Here is a 17245-nt window from a genome sequence, read left to right on the forward strand (position 1 = left end):
CCAATTTACCGCAAAATATTCTATACAGCTCATCATGTTCCACGTGAAACTCAGATTCAGTTTTTACCGTTTTTTATTCATTTCAGATAAAAGATCGAGCTGAATTTCTTGAATATGTGCAAGTCTTTCCCATTGATGCGATAAAAGATGATCCATTTTTTCATGTAAATGTCTAATCTCAAGCTCAGCTTTTAAATTAATTTGATAGTCATGTTGAGCGCGTAACCGATCTTTTACCTCTTGCCGATTTTGACTCATCATAATAACAGGTGCCTGAATTGCAGCTAAACAGGACAATACCAGATTAAGCAAAATAAATGGATAAGGATCAACAGGATGTACAACCATCACTACGGTATTTAAAATGATCCAAGCCACTAAAAATAGTCCAAAACAAGTTAAAAAGACCCAACTTCCGCCAAATGAAGCTATTTTATCTGCTAGTTTTTCACCCAAAGTCCAATTCTGATCGAACTCTGTCTCTGTATTTCGACTAATCAGCTCATGCCGTTGCATACTGCCAATCACTTCATTTTCTAAAGTTGTTAACTCGCCTTTTTCTGAACGTAATAGTGATTGCACATATTTAATACGGTAGTCTGCCAAATCAGCACGACAAATAAAGGTTGAAAAAGACCAATCCGGATAATCTTTCAAGATTTCTTCACCAATGACATCTCGAATGACTTCACCCGAAACCAGATCTTTTAAGGGAAAACTCTTTCCACAAACGGCGCATTGGCGACACTGGTTTTTATTGTCCATTTATTCAGCTCGCAATTGATAATACGTATATTATATAAACGATTTCAATGGATAACATCGTAAATAAAAATAGTGCTCTAACCCAATATCTGTAAAGTGGCTGGTACTATTTTTCGGTGGGCAGGCATCACAGGCAACATGTACAGCCGCCCAAGTAAATTTTTAATATGGACTACTGTGGTTATGGTCAGTACTTGAGTCTTTTCATTTTTATAAATAGATAAAGTCACATTTAAATGTTTATCGTCATCGCCAACCACTAACTCATTTTCGGTACGCTGTAACAAGGTAAAAATTCCAATTCGATCACCAGCTACATATTCATTTTCTTTTTTATGCGCATCAATTTGCTTAAAACTTCCTAAATCTTTAAGCCCAATCTTTGAAGTAATTTTATTGCGCAAGTTCATACTCCACTCTACCCATTGAGGCGTGTGATGGAACAGTTTAATGAGCTGCCCAAATACATTAAGGTCTGGTTGGCCAAGCACAATACTCCACGAATCGTGGAAGTAAGCATTGTTCAATTGAGATGAGATTTGGCTGTCATGCGGCAAGACAGAAAGATAAGGCTTATTCATAAATTATATTCTTGTAAAGTATCGTTTTTATTATAGAGAATTTTTTAGGGTGTCAAGGGAAAACATCTATGGTTTACTTCAACAATTATAACTTTGTAAGTTAGAACCTTATGCCTATAAACTTTTGATCTATAGCGTCCTAAGCCGAATCGAGACCTTTTGGGTGAGTACACACTAACGTTATACGTTTTGGTGCATGCTACTCTTTTCGATCCCTATCACACCCTTGAGATATAGTTTAGCCAGCACCCTGCGGGATTGTTTTTCTAAGAACAGCTAATTTTAACTATTTTTGGAAATTTTTACGCCATTAAGTAAATTAAAAAGAATTTATTCCCACTTCACCATAATTAGTTAAATTTAAATTCCACTTTATTTGTATTTTACGGTTTATTTTACCAATTCGTTAACTGTTTTGAGCAATTAGGCATCAAGACTATAAAAAGAGTCTAACGCTAGTGAAGTATGATTTGTCTATGTAGAATCTCTTGTGTTTAGACCACAAGAGAATTCTACTTTTCATTCAGCTATTTACACTTATTCGTTATATTAAACTTTGGAGATTCATTGAAACTCACTAAGGTAAAGCTTCTATCGATGAAGTTTTCTGTATCTTCATTAGGTGTATGAAAAAACCACTCTGAAATACCATTACTTTTTAAAATAACCTCAAAGTTAAAATTAACTCCCATATTCTTATCTTGGAAATACACTTCATACTCATTAGGTTTAATTTTCAATATTTTAGTTACTTTATAAAACGGATGATCAGGAGTATCAAATGAGAATTTAATTGACTGATTCTTTTGATCAAAGTTCACAAAATTGATATTAGTTGAATTTTTTTCCCAATTCGCCTCCACAGCACACTCATAGATCCATTTCTCTGATTTATCTTTATAAATATAATAATTATTCCTTGCTTGAAACTTTGAAAAAAACTCACTCACAGTATTAGCAAAAGAAAGACTAGGAAAAACCAGTAAAAAATATAAGAAAATAAACCTCATTTACAGACACCTACACTCACAATATTCTTAACCTTACTTTTAGCTATAGTGAAAAAAGATAAATTTTTCATCCTTTTATTTCCTAAAAAAGTATCTCATCCGAATCATTCAAACCAAACTTACTCATTACTGCTTTTAAGATTTTTTGTTTTGCTCTTTTCAGTATTATTTTTATAGATAACTTTTTCGCTTGAATACATTATAAAAACATATTATAAACTATTTCTAACCAAATAATTGGTTTTTGGAACTTTATAATGAACAACAATATTATAATCTTTGGTTATGGAACAGGTATTTCTAAAGCCGTAGCACATAAATTTGGTAAAGAAGGCTATAAAATCGGGTTAGTGGCACGAAATGCCGAAAAACTCGAAAAGGCCATTTTAGAACTTAAATCACATGGTATTGAAGCTTACGCTTTTACATGTGATTTAGCCGTTCTTGAAAACATACCAAATCTTATTAAATGCATTAAAGATCAATTAGGAGAGATTAAAAATATTCATTGGAATGCTTCCCATGATATTGAAGGCAACATATTAGAAACCCCTCCACTGGAGCTCACCAAAAGCTTTCATATTCGCGTTTCGAGCTATATTGCTACGGTACAAGCTTGCCTACGTGATTTAGAAAAAAATCATGGCAGCATTTTATCGACAAATGGAATTTTCGCGTTCGATGCAGTCGGAATAGATTTAGTTGCCAAAGAATATTCATCATTAGCAATTACTGCTGCCGCCCAATATAAAACCACCAACTTACTTGCTCATAGTCTAGCTGACTCAAATGTTTACGTGAGCCAAGTGATTGTGAATGGTTTTGTTGATGGGACATCAGGCGCACAAGATAAGACCTACACAGTACATCCTGAAACCATTGCAGAGCAGTTCTGGTACTTACACCAACGTAAACAAGAAACTGTTTCTCTTTGCGGTGAAGCAATTCAAGCTGCTTAAAATTATTTCTTATGACCGAAGAAGCGTAATAAATTACGCTTCTCTGAACTTCTTTAATTTTAAGCTTGTATGTAGATGAATTATTTTTCATATTTTGAAGGATCAATTTTGTATTTTTTAAATAAAATAGAGCGTACGGAGTCATTTATACTGTCATCATGTTTAATAACTAAATAAATATCTTTCTTAGTCAGAGGAAGTTCTTTTAGTAAATCGGGCAAGTCCGGTGTTCTTATAGCACTGACTTCACTAGGTTGCTTTAAAATATCAGGATCTTGTTCTTCGAAATTAAAATCCACACCTTGCAAATTAAAGTAAACCATAACCCTTCTGTTCAAAGAGTCACTATCATCATATAAAACAGTACCTTCTGGCAAAATATAATATTCTGGCAAAGTACTATTTTTCGAATATTTACCTTCAAACGAATATATCTTTAAAGGTTTTTCTAAAACATGAATTTCTGGTGTTTTTGTAAGTTTCCAGAAGTAATAATTTATTAAGGACTGTATGATGAAAAGTAAAATTAGCAGGGTAATTAATAAATTCTTTTTCATATCTACTTCTTATTAAAAATATCTTTTATTCTTTAATTATAAATTCATAGGTTTTAGTTAGCTTGTCATCGCCTCGCCCATAAAAATATGCATTAATTATAATTTCGTATTTTCCTTTATATTTAGGAATACCCTCTATTTTTATATGATTGTATCCATCTATATCATCTACTGGAGCAATTTTAACTCCCTGATTTTCTGGGATATTAGAAGTTAACACAAAATGTTGCTCAGAGACTTTACCACCTGTAATTTTAATAAACTGTGTATATGACTTTTCAACATAGGCATCAGGTAACTTAATTGGATGAACGTCAACTCTGCTACAACCACTTAGCATTAGCACTAACAAAATATATCTAAACATGTCTTTTTATTCTTTAACTACAAATTCATAGGTCTTACCCAAATTCCCATCACCACTAGCATAAAAACCAGCATATATATGAATCGTAAAAGTTCCCTTATATTTTGGAACTCCAGAAATTTTTAAATTATTATAAGCATCTGCTTCATTTTGATCTATTGGACTATATCAATTGGAAAATTAGTTTCAACCTCAAAAGATTGTGGTATTACTCTACCACCTGTGATGTTCAATTGTTGATTATATGTCTCTCCTACATAGGCTACTGGAAGCCTTTCAGGATCAATTGTATATTCGTGACCACACCCTGTCATAAGTAACAATAGAACACCTAAAGTTATGAAATTAAATTTCAAATTTTTAATCAAATTATTTTCCTTCCCATACAATTGGAAATTTTTCCGATTTAGAGACATTACCAATCATTGTAGAGAGAATTGCTTGGCATTCTAAATTAATTTTTTTAACTGAACTTATATCTATAGGCTCACAACTTCTATTATTATTTGAGCAAAATTCTACCGATACATCAATTTTGTTATTTTCAACCTTATCTATATAAGCATCTAACATTTGGTTGTTATTAGCAGTATTTTTACAAACAATCTTTTTTGATGATGATTTTTTTATTTTATTTAAAACCTCCTTATCTTCAATCTTGATAGAAAAATTTAATTTTTCATTACTTTTTACAATATCATCTATTGTGAAATTTTAAAAACTTTCACTACAACCAGTTAATAAAATTAATCCTAACAAACAAATAAATTTATCCATTTAAACATTTCATTTAAAGTAAGATTTTCTTATAGATTCTTTTGATATCAGAATATTATCTACCATAACTTTACTGCTTTGTAATAAGCCACCAAAAACTACTCTACAAGACATATTGCCAGTTAATAATTTTTCTAATTGGTTCTTATCGATACATACATTCATTGATTCATCTTCGCAAACTTTGAAGTATCCAGATGAAGTATATTTTCCTTTTTTTAACCTTTCTCCCTCAACTGAAATAGCTCCTGTCACAAAGTAATTTTTAATATTATCGCACTTAAAATGTGAATATTTATAATTATTCTCTTGAAAAATCTTATTTAAATCATCATTTGTTTCTAAATTAAATTTAAAAGTATCACCACTCATACCATCCAGATGTGAGTACGTTAAATTCTTAAGGGTTATATCCTTAAAAATTTCTTTATCATTTTTGGCTAAAGGATTACAACCTAACAATGGTAGGGTCGATAAAATTATTAAAAAAGTTCTCATAAATTATTTATCAATCTGTAAAATATTTTTATTTAGAATTAACCTTATCAGTATATTCCTTTGTAAATTTACCATCACCACCACATATTACACCAGCTTTCCATTTCCCACCAAGTAGTAATACCAGCAACTTCCTGACTAGGATCTTTTAATTGGAAAGCTTTATTTTCAGACTCTCTTAAGCTCGCTAATGTGATCCAATCAATTGGTGGAATTTTAGGTAATTGACCATCATAAAAGTTTTTTACACGCACACATCCATCTTTAGCCGGCTTTATTTCTAATTCACCTATTCTAGTCACTCCCGTTTCCCATAATTACTTAACTACAGCTTATAATTATTATGACTGAGATTAATAAGACAAAAAAGTAGACTGCCGGACCACATAATGAAGCCAAGTCTTAATTTGGTAAAGGTTCGTTCAAACGAGCTTATAAACCAGCTTCAATTTGTAGTTTTGAAAATGGGTCTTTCGCTTCCAGATTAACGCAGCGAACTGTGTTCACTGTAAGACTTGTGATATTAAAGCCCCATCTCAAAACATAACATGGGTAATACCTGAAGGCGGCGGTGGTCCAAACTACCCGAACATGTAAATAAATAAACCCGCTTTGGCGGGTTTATTTATTTACATGTTCTCAACTTAATAAATTACAGATCAACTTTAGCACCAACAACTTGATTTTATTCAAAATTAGCATTCGTCAACTTTGCTTTATTTGATTGATAAGCATCATTTGAGTAATTTTTTCTTAATTCAATTCTGCATTCAGTATCAATTTTTGCTTTTTTAATATCGACTGAACAATCATCATTTTTACATATTTCGACATGTGCCATATATTTATATAATTGATTATTAATTTCTTCTGAATCTAAGTCTACTCCACCTCTTACCATAAACTGATTTTCCAAACAATTTAGCTTAGAAATAGGAAATGCATTTTTTTCAGAAATTTCTTTTAAAGAAGAAGAACTTGTAACAAAACCTTGGTATGTTTTTTCTCCACTATACATAGATTGGAAATATTTAAATTTTCCAAAATTAATATCGGTAGATTGAGAATCTATGTTTTTAGAAGTACAACCAAATAATAAAAATATCCATATACATGATAAAAATTTCATTTTACTTGAACCTTTTTTAATTCGGCTTGCAATATTTGCTCTGGTGATTTAGATATACTAGGTATTGTTTCACGCATCATTTTGTTAAACCAAGCGTGACTAAATTTAGTTTCATGAAATGTATTGCTGTGTTCTTTTGGATAACTATCCCATTGCCCTCCAGCATCAGCAATTGCATCATCTGTTGTATAACTAGTAGGGCTAGGATGATACCCTTTCCATTTTGGTTTATAGCCTTCCCATTCCACCGTATTCTTTATATCGGTGACAACATTATTATTTGGTTTACAAAAAACATTTATCCAATTATTTGCAACAGGTTGTGGTGCTAGTAAATAAATTTGGGCTCTTACTGCTGGAGTAGTTAATATATTTGGAGGACTGTTTTTTGATAATAAAACTCCAACAGGGTCAATAGTAATTAATAAATTCACTGGTACCCCTGCTTTGTTCAGTTCTGTAACTAAACCAGATGAATTCCAACCACCCAAACTATGACCTATAATATTAATTTGAGTTTGTGGATTTTTCGCATAAACCTCAAGAATATCTTTAAAAGCATTTCTTTTACCTGAAGCTACAGGAATAGTTACTTTTCTATTATTATAAGCCTCCTCATAGCCATAATATTGTTTTAGATTTTTTGTATTCCCCGTATTAAAATTTTTTGCATAATTACCAACAATTTCTGTAGGCCCTAAAGAATCTCCCACACCTGGTAGTTTTACATCTCCATATATAAAAGGGTATTTATCAGCAGCCCCACCAATAAATGCTGTAAAACTTTGAGTATAAACTGTAAGTTTAACTGGTACAATCGCTGGCACAGGATTAACCGTTCCCATTGTTGTCTTAACCAAATTAGCATAAGCTTGTACTTCAGTGCCCATCGTTTATCACCACATGTATTTTATATTGCTTATTCGGCTCTTCTGTTTCTAACTTAACTAAGCCAGTTCGATCTAACTTACCGCGCTCAATTTCTTTATCATTTTCGTCAAAAATAATATATTCCGTGCCAGGTTTTAGTTTATTTCCTTGTTTATCCATTACATCAAACCATAAACCATATTTTTGTTTTCCTTGTTCGGGTAAATACGGTAATGAACTATTTACATTCCCACCTCCCATAAACAAATGCTGTCCAGCCTTCACTTCAAACTTACCGCCTGTCGTCATAAAAATGCCTGAACCGGTAATTTTGACTTGAGACCCACCTGCGGTGAGCACAATTTCTTTGGCTGCGGTCGCTTCAATTTTGTCTTCTGCTGAAATAATCTGAACAGCTTTACGGGCAATTAAATCTGCTCCGTCACCTTGCGCTTGTATCTCAACTTTGCCTTTGCCTGCATATAGTCTTGCCCCTTCTTGCGCTGCAAAAAGGCTAATCTTGTTTTGAGCATGCGCGATTAAATTCTTTTGGGTAGACAAGTTAATACTGTCTCCAGCAGTTTGGTTTAGCTGCCAATCTGCGCTTAAGTGAATGTCTTCATTACTGCTCAGCGCGATGCTATTTGGACTCGCCAGCAGCATAATTGCATCTTTGAAAGTTTTGGCTTTTGCGTTGTCTTGTTGCTCGAGTTTTTCAATAAAGGATTTTAGGTTTTCTAAATTTTCTAAAGGGTCAGTTTGCTGATTTTTGGCAACTTCACTGAGTGCCTTGGCATTGTTAAGGCCACCTTCGATTTGTTGCTTGGCCTCATTTGCATCGAGGTGTACACCTTGTGCTTGGTCCTGTTTATGAGTGCTAACGAGTAAACCACTTCCAGCTCTTACCGCACCCCACTGATCAGTTCTTAGCTCGAAGCCTTCACCTCGGCCATCACTTTCCGCCTTGTCTTTTGGATGGCTTAAGTTACCCAAGTTGAGCTGGCTTGCCGCATGGCTGCTTTGTAGCTGGGCACTGATTTGTCCTGTAGTATCATCAAAACGTAGTTGGTTAAAGCCTTTACCATCAACTTCTTCGGAGCGAATGCCGCTCAGTTTTTTAGTGTCGGGTAGTTGGCCTTTCTGGTCGAATTGGGTTGGGTTACGTTCAGCTTCGTGAATTCGACCCACCACAAATGGACGGTCAATGTTGCCGTCAAAAAAGTCGATGACAACGATCTCACCCACACGTGGCAAGAAGCGTGCTCCATAACCCGCACCTGCCCACGGGGTGAGTACATCTACCCAAGCGGAGTCGGTGTCATTTTCATTACTTCCCGCTCCACCATCATGGCTATGGTCATCAGTTCGGGTAAACAAGAAACGGACTTTAATACGTCCCCACTGATCTACATGGATGCTTTCGCCTTCCAACCCCACCACTCTAGCACGCTGTGGGTAAGCGGCTGGTCGGTGTTCTAGCGGACTATATTCAGGGACAGCTTTAATGTTGCGTCGAACGACATTCAGCTCAGCAAAGTGGCGCTGCTCAGAGTTTTGCGTATCGAATTGAGCTGCCTTGAGCTTGTCTTTTGGTAACAGGCGCTCGAGTTGCTGTTGTAATTCTTTCGGTAAATTATTCTGGTTGTAGTAGTGCTTACTTAAGATTAAGAACTCTTTATCAGCACTGTCGTGGCGCTCAAGTTCTGGGTGGTCATTGAGCTCAAACCAGTAACCCACCTGTGCATCACGGACGTTACCTGAAACGGTAAACTGTTTCGAACTCAGGTGATGGTATGCATTGATGTTCTGATTGAACTGTTCAATCTGACTATTACCGGAAGCTGTGGCTTGGTCTTCACCATTTAAGTCTTGCATCCACGCTGGGCTGACGTGCCATGCATCCTCAAGGTTTAGGCTGGCATTGTCATAGTGTTCACTGTGCTGCTGCGTGCCCTGTACGCTGCCACTACCTTCTTCTTGTTGTAGGGCATCAGCTTGCCAGCGTTGCACATGAACCGAGGTTGGTTGTAAGCGGCGTTCTGCCTTAACTTGCGTAATGGTATCGAACTGTTCTGTAGCACTGCTGCGCTGGTAGCGCAAACTACGTCGTTCAAGGGCTTGATAATTTTGGTTATCGTCAATTAAACGTAACACTTGCGGCTGAATGGACGCATTCGGGTCAGCGACCAAAAGCTGCGATTCGTCGACTAGCCAGTTAATGCCTTCGCTACGCCACAAACGGGTTAAAAAGTCATAATCGCTTTCGTTTGACTGCATCACAAATGGACGCACATCGTAGTCTTTGCTTAACCCTGCCGTGTCGAGCGTTAGGCTTGCGGCAAATAACGGGCTTTTACCTTGCCATTCTTTAAACAGAATTTCGCTAATATCCCGCACGCTTTTGTTCATAAACACGCGGCTATTACGACGTTTATGCCAAAGTGCAGTTGGGTCTTTTAAGGTGAGATTATAAATAGTGAGTGAACCGTCGCTTTGCCCTTGGCTCGCTTCAGTAATAATGCCTGTAGTTCTAAAGAACTGGCCCATGTCAGTGACCTGATCGACGACAACCTGACAGCCAATAAATTGTTTTAATGCGATGTGTGCGTTAGTCGACAGACACAGTAACTCAGCAACGCTGCCCTGATTGAGCGTATGTTCGCCATCAACACGTTGCAAGAAGACTTGCTGATTTAAAGACTGATTTGAGAATTGGATATGAACAGCACGATTTTGTGAAACAAGACCTAAACGCTCCAATATACTCGACACACTCATCTGCATTTTTATTATCAATCAAACTTATATTTAGGCCGCATTTTAATTAAAAAAAGACTAACCTGTCTATCTATACTCATTTTCAAAATGTAACTGGTCTAAATATGCTGTTTTAGGTTAATTTCTTATTAAATAGGTATTTAAACCGTAAAATCAGATCATTTTAAAGCGCTATAAAGTGCCTACATATATTTAATATTTTTCTTTTATATTCAAATAGATATTAAAGAAAATAATTTTTCAAATTAATAAAATTCAGGATGAGATATGAAAATAAAAAAGTCTGCTTTTTATATATTTATGGTGATTTTCTCACTTCATTCTTCAGCATTTGCTGAACCGAGTGTCGCCGATATTCAATATCGTGCGCAACAAGGGCAACCCGTGGCTCAATATCATTTAGGCATGATGCTTTTAAGCGGCGAACAAGGCGTTGTTAAAAACTATGAACAAGCTTTTAAATGGCTAACTGCGGCTGACCAAAATGGAAGTGTGGGCGCAAAATATAGTTTAGGAATGATGTATTACAGAGGTGCTGGCGTCGAAAAAGATGCCAAGTGCGCTTTTGATTATTTTACTAAGGCTGCGGCTAAGGGTCATGCTAAAGCGCAATATAACTTAGGGGTTTTATATGACAAAGGTGAAGGAACTGCGCAAAATTATGTGCAGGCGTTTGAATGGTTTACTCGTGCTGCCGAGCAAGGCTATCCACCTGCAGAATATAATTTAGCTCAGCTATATAAAAAAGGTCACGGCGTCACCCAAAGTGATGAGCAGGCGCTTAAGTGGTACACCAAAGCCGCCGAGCATGACGAAAGCGATGCCCAGTACAACTTGGCCCAAATGTATTTAAATGGTGAAGGCACGCCGAAAAACTTAGAAATGGCAAAGAAATGGTTTCAGCAAGCGGCCAATGCAGGCGATACAGATGCGAAAGAAATGCTTAAAAGTTTAGAATAAAGAATCAAAACTTAATGTTTATCTTGCTCCAATAAATTACTAATTTCTTCACCGTATACCCATTTATTTAAAATACCTTCCGAACTTTCTAGGCCTACAATATCGAGAAAACTTTCAAATGTAGTTGCCACTTGTTCTCGATCTTCTGTATCAAGCTTATCAGGATCGATTTGGCTAATTCCATAAGCAAGAACATGTAAAAGTTCTGCCTTAGTTGGCTCATTCTTTTGTTGATAGAGCGCAATAAAAGCTTGTGCAGCATTAGCCACTTTTTGATCCAAACTCATACGTAATGCAGGATCTTGAACCCCTGTGTATAGCTTTCCATCTCCAGCAAAATGATCTTGAGTTTTAAACTTTTCTAATTGTTGAATAACAATAGAGTTAGAATTTTGAATGCCCATTTCTGTTTTATTCTCAGTTTTTTGGGCACAACCAACTTGTGAAATTAAGACAGCCATGACTAAAACCAAAAGCTTTTTCATAATTCTATTAATTTTTTATTTAAAGAAAGTAAATATAAACTAATTTGATTATTATTTTCTACATCTTTGGAGTTTTATTTAATTCTTTATTTTTTCTAATTAAACATAAACATTAATTCCATTATTTTAAAAATACATTTAGATTTATTATTAAATCAAAAATATTCTAAATATTAAATTGACGTAATTAAAATCACCGATTATTATCTCGTTGCTGGCCTACATTGCCAGTCGGTTATGACAGACCGCGAATAACAAAGTCGATATGCAAAATTCTTATTTTGTGTGTCGGGAACTCGTTCGCCCCCTTTTTCTCTATGGTAGGGCGGAAGGGGGACACCTTTGTGTGTGCTGGTTCCTTTGTTTCCAGTCTGTCAACCCTCTTTCGTTCTACCACCATAATCAATTGACGGTGATCTGGTGGTAGAGCTCCATACTTTTAAGGAGTTGACCATGACACTTTCAAATTTATTCCCTCTCTAGTTTAATTATTTTATTTATTTAAAATTTGGGTTTCCTATTGCCTATTTTTTAAATTTATAAATTATTTTTATTTTAAAAGTTTAATTATTTTATTTTCCTGTATTTATGGGAGGATTAATTATTACCTAAAATTTATTTAAAACCTTAAAACTAATTATATTTTTATTCTACTCATAGATATAAATCATTATGAGAATAATATGACAATTTATAAATCTATTTTGGCTTTAAGTTTCATTCTAGGTAGTTTGGGTATTTCGGGTTGTAACCTACACACTCAGCAGGATTTTGAAAAAATTTGCCTGTCGGGTGGGCACACCCAAGCCAGTTGCGACTGTATTTACCAGCGACTTGCACAAGCTTACTCCCCTAAGCTGATGCAGCGCCTAGAACATGTCAGTTTGCAAAGTCCTGTTCTCCCACAGGACTTTGCCCCTACTTTTTTCAGCGTCATGCAGCGGTGTGACAAAAGTAGTATGGGCTAAGCGTTTGGCTAAGCCTCTTTATCTCTGTGTTGCAGTGGTTTCTTACTTTAAATCAGCGCAAAAGATTAAAGTCTGTTGTGGCACAGAGGCCTAAAGAAGAATATTTTTAAGAAATTTGCACTCTTATAGTTTAGATATTTCTATACTCAGCTCGTTTTTAACGATAAAGTCATGTTTAATAAGTAGTATTTTTTATCATTAATATCATAGAGCTAATAAAAATGAGTTTTTATACAGAACTACAAGTCCGTTATACAGATTTTGACACGATTGATTTATCTACTGAAAAGCAAAAAATTCTAGAAATATTAACGGAGGATTCAATCCACGAAGATGTTTATGGTGATTTAGTAGAAGCCTTTACTAATGGTCATGCAGGTCTTCGTATTGATTCCGTTTATTGCATAGAACTCATAGAAAAAATTACCGCCCTATTTCCAAATGCAAATTTTGAATGTCGAGGGTTAGGAGAAGAGTACTTCTATACGTGGATCCTCTGTGTTGAAAATGGCCAGATCATTTTTAGCAGCAAGCCTTGGGAAAGTGAAAATCCTTTTATATAAGAATAATCATACGTTCATATTGTTTTGTACGTTTTAACCTACAAACTTTTAGGGATTTTGCGGATTGGCGACTCCCTACTTTTTTCCTATGATGGGTTCATACAGGAACAGGATGTTCCAGAACACAAAACTACAATAATAGGTTCATGCACTAGGAGCGTGAGATACGACAAGAGTCATATCTAGCAACCAAATACGAAAAAGCCCRACAGGATGTYGGGCTTTTTTTATGGTCATTTTAAAATGATGATGAAGCTAATCTATAACGGGCTATGTGCCTGTTCTTGCTTTTTATGGCGTATCCAACGTATTGCCAAAATAACAGCAATAACCACCACAACTGCAACAAGTGCAGGAACTAACAAAGCTGAAACTGAAAGTAAAATTGCTCCAATCCACTCCCCTGTAGCGACTACAAAATTCCCCAAGCCGCCAGTGGTTGCAGTTGAAACCCCGCGTGCAGCAACTGTACTCATTTGCACCACACCTGCCGTACCACCGCCCACAATAATGGCTGCTGCCCAACCTGCGAATTGTGACATTTCACCACTACTCACAGCCATTGTCGCTAATGTACCGGCAATCATAGCCGCAGGGGTTGCGACCGTGTCTAAGGCATTATCGACCCATGGAATATAGTAAGCCGCAACTTCGCACATCGTTGCCACACCTAAAGCCAAGCAAACCGATGGCATGGCTAACCACTCGAAACCTTTTGATGGCTCAAACCATCCCATCATGGTTGCAATGCTCATCACCAATAGCGGCACAAACACGCGAAAACCGCAGGCAGCGCTCAGCCCCACACCAATACATAAACCCAATATTGTTTCCATAAGGTTTCCTTTTTCATGCCCATCGCAGGTCTTGTTATATAAGTCTTATTTTAAACTAACAAAAAGCCCCATCGGGTGACAGGGCTTTTTGTTAAATGCGAACGCAAATATTATTTTATTCTTAACGTTTAAACTCAGTGCAATAGCATTTAGTGCACGGCGGTAAACGATCTGTATTAATTTCTAAAAACACTCTCTGGCCACATTGAGCGCAGAAATAGAAGCCTGTTCCGGGTTTTTCGCCAGCTGTTACCATGATTGCGTTCCTATAATCGTATAGATATTAAACAGGAATATAACCCAGTTAGAGTGATTGTCAATTGTCCATTTCGCCCGATGATGATGGCATAAATGCAAAAAATGTTATTTGTACGATTTATCTTACAAGCTTTTAGGGATTTTGCGGATTGGCGACTCCCTACTTTTTTCCTATGATGGGTTCATACAGGAACAGGATGTTCCGGAACATAAAACAACAATAATAGGTTCATGCACTAGGAGCGTGAGATACGACAGGAGTCATATCTAGCAACCAAGCTTCTTAACCACGTAACTAAATCACTAATACCCTGATAATCAGCACAAGTAGCATTACAACCATTATTTATAACATCTTGCTTAAATTTAGCCCATTCACTTTCAGTTTTACTAGATGTACCTATATGAGCCTCTATCGCACCTTTTTTCCAAATCCATATCCCTTGGGCTTTCATTTTATTATGCAAAGATTCTATTAAAGGAATCGCATCCGTTTCTGCTGCTAAGATTTCATATGCTTTTGCAGCAGAAATAGTTGGATTCTTTTGTGGTAATCTTGTAGAGGTATTTAAAGAAATTCCTTTTTGTGGTGCAATTCTTTCAAGAATTACTTTGATATTTACAATATCACTATCAGTTGAAGACAGAAAATTGTGGGTAATCGCTCCATTAAAACAATAATCAAGATCACATATAGCTTTTGTAGGTAAATCCATCTCGGCTAAAATAGCCAAAGATTTCTGCGTATCATTTACACCACCTTGTGCAACCAACGCATGCTTTTCCTGCCCCATTGTAATATTAGATAAACATTTAAATATAAATGGTAATAATCGGAGTTCTGTCTTACCTTCTGTCAAAACTACATTTTCAGCAAATAGTAATTGAGTAGAGTAAGTCAAACTGAATAAGTGTTCCATCTGATGAGTTGAATTTGGTACAACGTTTTGAATCGCATCAACTAAGCGCTTTCTAGAATATGTTCCACGCTGCTCATTTTTTCGGATTAATATTGCTGTTTCTGCACTTTCTGCTGTTATCATCTGAGCAGAATGAGTTGAAATAACAACTTGATAACCATTTCTAGATAATGCAATCAACGCTTCTCTTACTTGCTCAATTGCAAAGGGATGTAAATATAGTTCAGGTTCATCGATTAGTAATAACGTAGTGGATTGTGTACCGTTCTGCCTTTTAATTTCGGCTAAATATTGAACCAAAGCCATTTGTATTGATCGTTGTGCACCATGTCCATATGAAGCAAAATCACGAGCATTACCCTGTCCTTCAAAAACTTTCAACGTACCTGTTTTTACCAAGTCATCAATCGTTGGAGTTTCAAAATGCAACTTTACACTCATCCCAGGAAATAAATCATTTACCTTTAAATTAACCCCTTGATCTATATTTGCTAGTTCACTAAATCTTTGGTCCCCGCTACTTGAAATTCTTGCTGCGACTTCTAACAAATGCTGATTCAGTTCACTTTCATGAGAAGTTTTTACAGGTTCTAAAAACTCTGCTAATAATTTTCCAATAGTAGTAGTAGTTTTTGCTTTTGAAGCATCTTCTGCGGCATTTTCCATAGCTCCTATTCTTATTGGTTCTGGTAATAAGACATTGATGGCATTATCAATCCCTGTCGGGTTTAGAATCCAATCACTACTTGTCTGATCCCAAACAGAAAGCTTTATATCCGTTGTTTTAGCATTGGGTTTATCTTGTATTCGACGTATCTTAAGCTCTCCATTTACAATTTGCCCCTCTATAGATCTCTTTTGATTTGAAGGCATCAGATCAAGTAATTGTGAAGAAATTCCAACAATTGTTGCTATTACTTCTACGGGCTGAGATACATCATAAAAATCTTTTTCTGCAAGGCTATTTTTTCTTAATAACCATTGAATTGCAGACAAACAGTTAGATTTACCTGCGTTATTATAGCCAATCAAAGGAGTAAACTCCGATAAGATTATCTCTGTATCAGCACATGACTTAAAGTTTTTAATAACTATATTTGAGATTTTATGTGACATATATTCCCCTTATTTCTTTTTAGATACCAATATGTTTAATTAGTAGTTTTAAGAAATAAATCTTATTAATAATTTCTATGTATAAGGCTTTTTATATTTATGAACTCCATAAAATAGCCCCACTTTACAGTAGGATTATTTTGAATACTTTTCAATCAATTATAGACTAAATATTAAACTGCTTAGTCTTCTAAAAAGTCTTGCGCAATTTCATTTTGTACGCTTTAACCTACAAACTTTTAGGGATTTAGCGGATTGGCGACTTCCCACTTTTTTCCTATGATGAGTTCATACAGGAACAGGATGTTCCGGAACATAAAACAACAATAATAGGTTCATGCACTAGGAGCGTGAGATACGACAGGAGTCATATCTAGCAACCAACTTTTATTTGAGTCATCTTGTAAATTCATTAATGTTCTAGCTTTTGATATATCAAGCTCATATTTACCCACACCTTTATACAAACGAGCAACTGATACCGCCCGTTTTATACAACCATAATAAATAGTCACTAAATACCCATCAATATATTGAAGTAACATCAGGTCATCTGCAAAATGGGATGTTTTTTCTGAAATAGCAACAAAACCTGTCTTTTGTGCTGTAGTTTTGACACTTATCTTTCGACCATCTTTTGCAATCACATCAAATCCATGTTGATTTGCTCTATGTGACAGTGCACCACCAACTATAAGTGCACATTCAAATTCCCCAAGTCGCCCAATCAAATGTCTTACTTCTGTTGGTTTTACACCAAATTCCTCAATTTCTAATTTGATCAACTTTAAATATTGATCACGAAGAGCAATTAAACGATCATTAGTAATCATTACTCATTTTCCAAT

Annotated in this window: 20 protein-coding genes and 2 pseudogenes; 5 read left to right on the top strand and 17 right to left on the bottom strand. The window is 35.5% G+C overall.

Annotation, left to right across the window (positions count from 1 at the left end):
- Positions 1-63: 63 nt before the first annotated feature.
- From ASF86_RS17450 to ASF86_RS17460, 3 genes are all read right to left on the bottom strand, one after another.
- Complete coding sequence (locus tag ASF86_RS17450; protein WP_003655668.1) at positions 64-765, bottom strand: DUF1003 domain-containing protein; 702 nt, start codon at positions 763-765, stop codon at positions 64-66.
- A 77-nt stretch (positions 766-842) separates the two neighbouring features.
- Complete coding sequence (locus tag ASF86_RS17455; protein WP_056484033.1) at positions 843-1346, bottom strand: DUF2867 domain-containing protein; 504 nt, start codon at positions 1344-1346, stop codon at positions 843-845.
- 527 nt (positions 1347-1873) lie between these two features.
- Positions 1874-2356: a hypothetical protein gene (locus tag ASF86_RS17460; RefSeq protein WP_056484036.1), complete on the bottom strand. Its 483-nt coding sequence runs from the start codon at positions 2354-2356 to the stop codon at positions 1874-1876.
- Positions 2357-2613: 257 nt separating this feature from the next.
- Here ASF86_RS17460 and ASF86_RS17465 point away from each other — a divergent pair, with 257 nt between their 5' ends.
- Complete coding sequence (locus ASF86_RS17465; RefSeq protein ID WP_056484038.1) at positions 2614-3315, top strand: SDR family NAD(P)-dependent oxidoreductase; 702 nt, start codon at positions 2614-2616, stop codon at positions 3313-3315.
- 80 nt (positions 3316-3395) lie between these two features.
- Here ASF86_RS17465 and ASF86_RS17470 read toward each other — a convergent pair whose 3' ends face one another.
- The 6 genes and pseudogenes from ASF86_RS17470 to ASF86_RS17495 all read right to left on the bottom strand — a co-directional run bounded on the left by ASF86_RS17470 (position 3396) and on the right by ASF86_RS17495 (position 5816).
- Complete coding sequence (locus ASF86_RS17470; protein WP_056484040.1) at positions 3396-3872, bottom strand: hypothetical protein; 477 nt, start codon at positions 3870-3872, stop codon at positions 3396-3398.
- A 25-nt stretch (positions 3873-3897) separates the two neighbouring features.
- Positions 3898-4239: a hypothetical protein gene (locus tag ASF86_RS17475; protein WP_056484042.1), complete on the bottom strand. Its 342-nt coding sequence runs from the start codon at positions 4237-4239 to the stop codon at positions 3898-3900.
- A 6-nt stretch (positions 4240-4245) separates the two neighbouring features.
- Positions 4246-4655: pseudogene (locus ASF86_RS20140) on the bottom strand (hypothetical protein).
- Positions 4609-4812: a hypothetical protein gene (locus tag ASF86_RS19475; RefSeq protein ID WP_081407758.1), complete on the bottom strand. Its 204-nt coding sequence runs from the start codon at positions 4810-4812 to the stop codon at positions 4609-4611. Before ASF86_RS19475 ends, ASF86_RS20140 begins: the two are co-directional and overlap by 47 nt.
- A gap of 213 nt (positions 4813-5025) precedes the next feature.
- Entirely contained in the window at positions 5026-5514 is a 489-nt protein-coding gene (locus ASF86_RS17490; RefSeq protein ID WP_056484045.1) for a hypothetical protein, read from the bottom strand.
- A 74-nt stretch (positions 5515-5588) separates the two neighbouring features.
- Positions 5589-5816, bottom strand: a complete 228-nt coding sequence (locus ASF86_RS17495; RefSeq protein ID WP_155860178.1) for a hypothetical protein — start codon at positions 5814-5816, stop codon at positions 5589-5591.
- Positions 5817-5988: 172 nt separating this feature from the next.
- Here ASF86_RS17495 and ASF86_RS19480 point away from each other — a divergent pair.
- Positions 5989-6111, top strand: a pseudogene (locus ASF86_RS19480) (4Fe-4S dicluster domain-containing protein); the annotation flags it as partial.
- 88 nt (positions 6112-6199) lie between these two features.
- On the opposite strand, the gene ASF86_RS17500 reads toward ASF86_RS19480, so the two are convergent.
- Genes ASF86_RS17500 through ASF86_RS17510 form a run of 3 tightly spaced genes read right to left on the bottom strand, consistent with a single transcriptional unit; the run spans position 6200 to position 10297 of the window.
- The gene (locus ASF86_RS17500; protein WP_056484051.1) at positions 6200-6643 is read right to left on the bottom strand and encodes a hypothetical protein; all 444 of its coding nucleotides are present in this window, start codon (positions 6641-6643) and stop codon (positions 6200-6202) included.
- Positions 6640-7533 (bottom strand): triacylglycerol lipase, encoded by an 894-nt coding sequence (locus ASF86_RS20145; RefSeq protein WP_227508805.1) that lies wholly within the window; start codon positions 7531-7533, stop codon positions 6640-6642. Before ASF86_RS20145 ends, ASF86_RS17500 begins: the two co-directional genes overlap by 4 nt.
- Positions 7523-10297, bottom strand: a complete 2775-nt coding sequence (locus ASF86_RS17510) for a type VI secretion system Vgr family protein (RefSeq protein ID WP_056484054.1) — start codon at positions 10295-10297, stop codon at positions 7523-7525. The genes ASF86_RS20145 and ASF86_RS17510 overlap by 11 nt, the downstream gene beginning before the upstream one ends.
- Positions 10298-10558: 261 nt before the next feature.
- Here ASF86_RS17510 and ASF86_RS17515 point away from each other — a divergent pair, with 261 nt between their 5' ends.
- On the top strand, positions 10559-11251 hold the full coding sequence (locus ASF86_RS17515) for a tetratricopeptide repeat protein (RefSeq protein ID WP_056484057.1): 693 nt from the start codon (positions 10559-10561) through the stop codon (positions 11249-11251).
- An 11-nt stretch (positions 11252-11262) separates the two neighbouring features.
- Here the strand turns inward: ASF86_RS17515 and ASF86_RS17520 are convergent, their stop codons facing one another.
- Complete coding sequence (locus ASF86_RS17520; RefSeq protein ID WP_056484060.1) at positions 11263-11736, bottom strand: DUF4844 domain-containing protein; 474 nt, start codon at positions 11734-11736, stop codon at positions 11263-11265.
- A gap of 683 nt (positions 11737-12419) precedes the next feature.
- Between ASF86_RS17520 and ASF86_RS17525 the strand changes: the two genes are divergently transcribed.
- A complete protein-coding gene (locus ASF86_RS17525) occupies positions 12420-12704 on the top strand; it encodes a hypothetical protein (RefSeq protein ID WP_056484063.1) in 285 nt (94 codons plus the stop codon).
- A 221-nt stretch (positions 12705-12925) separates the two neighbouring features.
- Positions 12926-13267 (top strand): hypothetical protein, encoded by a 342-nt coding sequence (locus ASF86_RS17530; RefSeq protein WP_003655691.1) that lies wholly within the window; start codon positions 12926-12928, stop codon positions 13265-13267.
- Positions 13268-13527: 260 nt separating this feature from the next.
- Here the strand turns inward: ASF86_RS17530 and ASF86_RS17535 are convergent, their stop codons facing one another.
- From ASF86_RS17535 to ASF86_RS17545, 4 genes are all read right to left on the bottom strand, one after another.
- Positions 13528-14103, bottom strand: a complete 576-nt coding sequence (locus ASF86_RS17535) for a DUF4126 domain-containing protein (RefSeq protein ID WP_056484066.1) — start codon at positions 14101-14103, stop codon at positions 13528-13530.
- A 121-nt stretch (positions 14104-14224) separates the two neighbouring features.
- The gene (locus tag ASF86_RS19895; RefSeq protein ID WP_004640417.1) at positions 14225-14359 is read right to left on the bottom strand and encodes a zinc ribbon-containing protein; all 135 of its coding nucleotides are present in this window, start codon (positions 14357-14359) and stop codon (positions 14225-14227) included.
- A 238-nt stretch (positions 14360-14597) separates the two neighbouring features.
- The gene (locus ASF86_RS17540) at positions 14598-16397 is read right to left on the bottom strand and encodes an ATP-dependent nuclease (protein ID WP_056484069.1); all 1800 of its coding nucleotides are present in this window, start codon (positions 16395-16397) and stop codon (positions 14598-14600) included.
- A 335-nt stretch (positions 16398-16732) separates the two neighbouring features.
- The gene (locus tag ASF86_RS17545) at positions 16733-17230 is read right to left on the bottom strand and encodes a DUF6998 domain-containing protein (RefSeq protein WP_056484072.1); all 498 of its coding nucleotides are present in this window, start codon (positions 17228-17230) and stop codon (positions 16733-16735) included.
- Positions 17231-17245 lie beyond the last annotated feature (15 nt).

This window comes from Acinetobacter sp. Leaf130 (assembly GCF_001423205.1).
GTDB classification, from domain to species: Bacteria; Pseudomonadota; Gammaproteobacteria; order Pseudomonadales; family Moraxellaceae; genus Acinetobacter; species Acinetobacter calcoaceticus.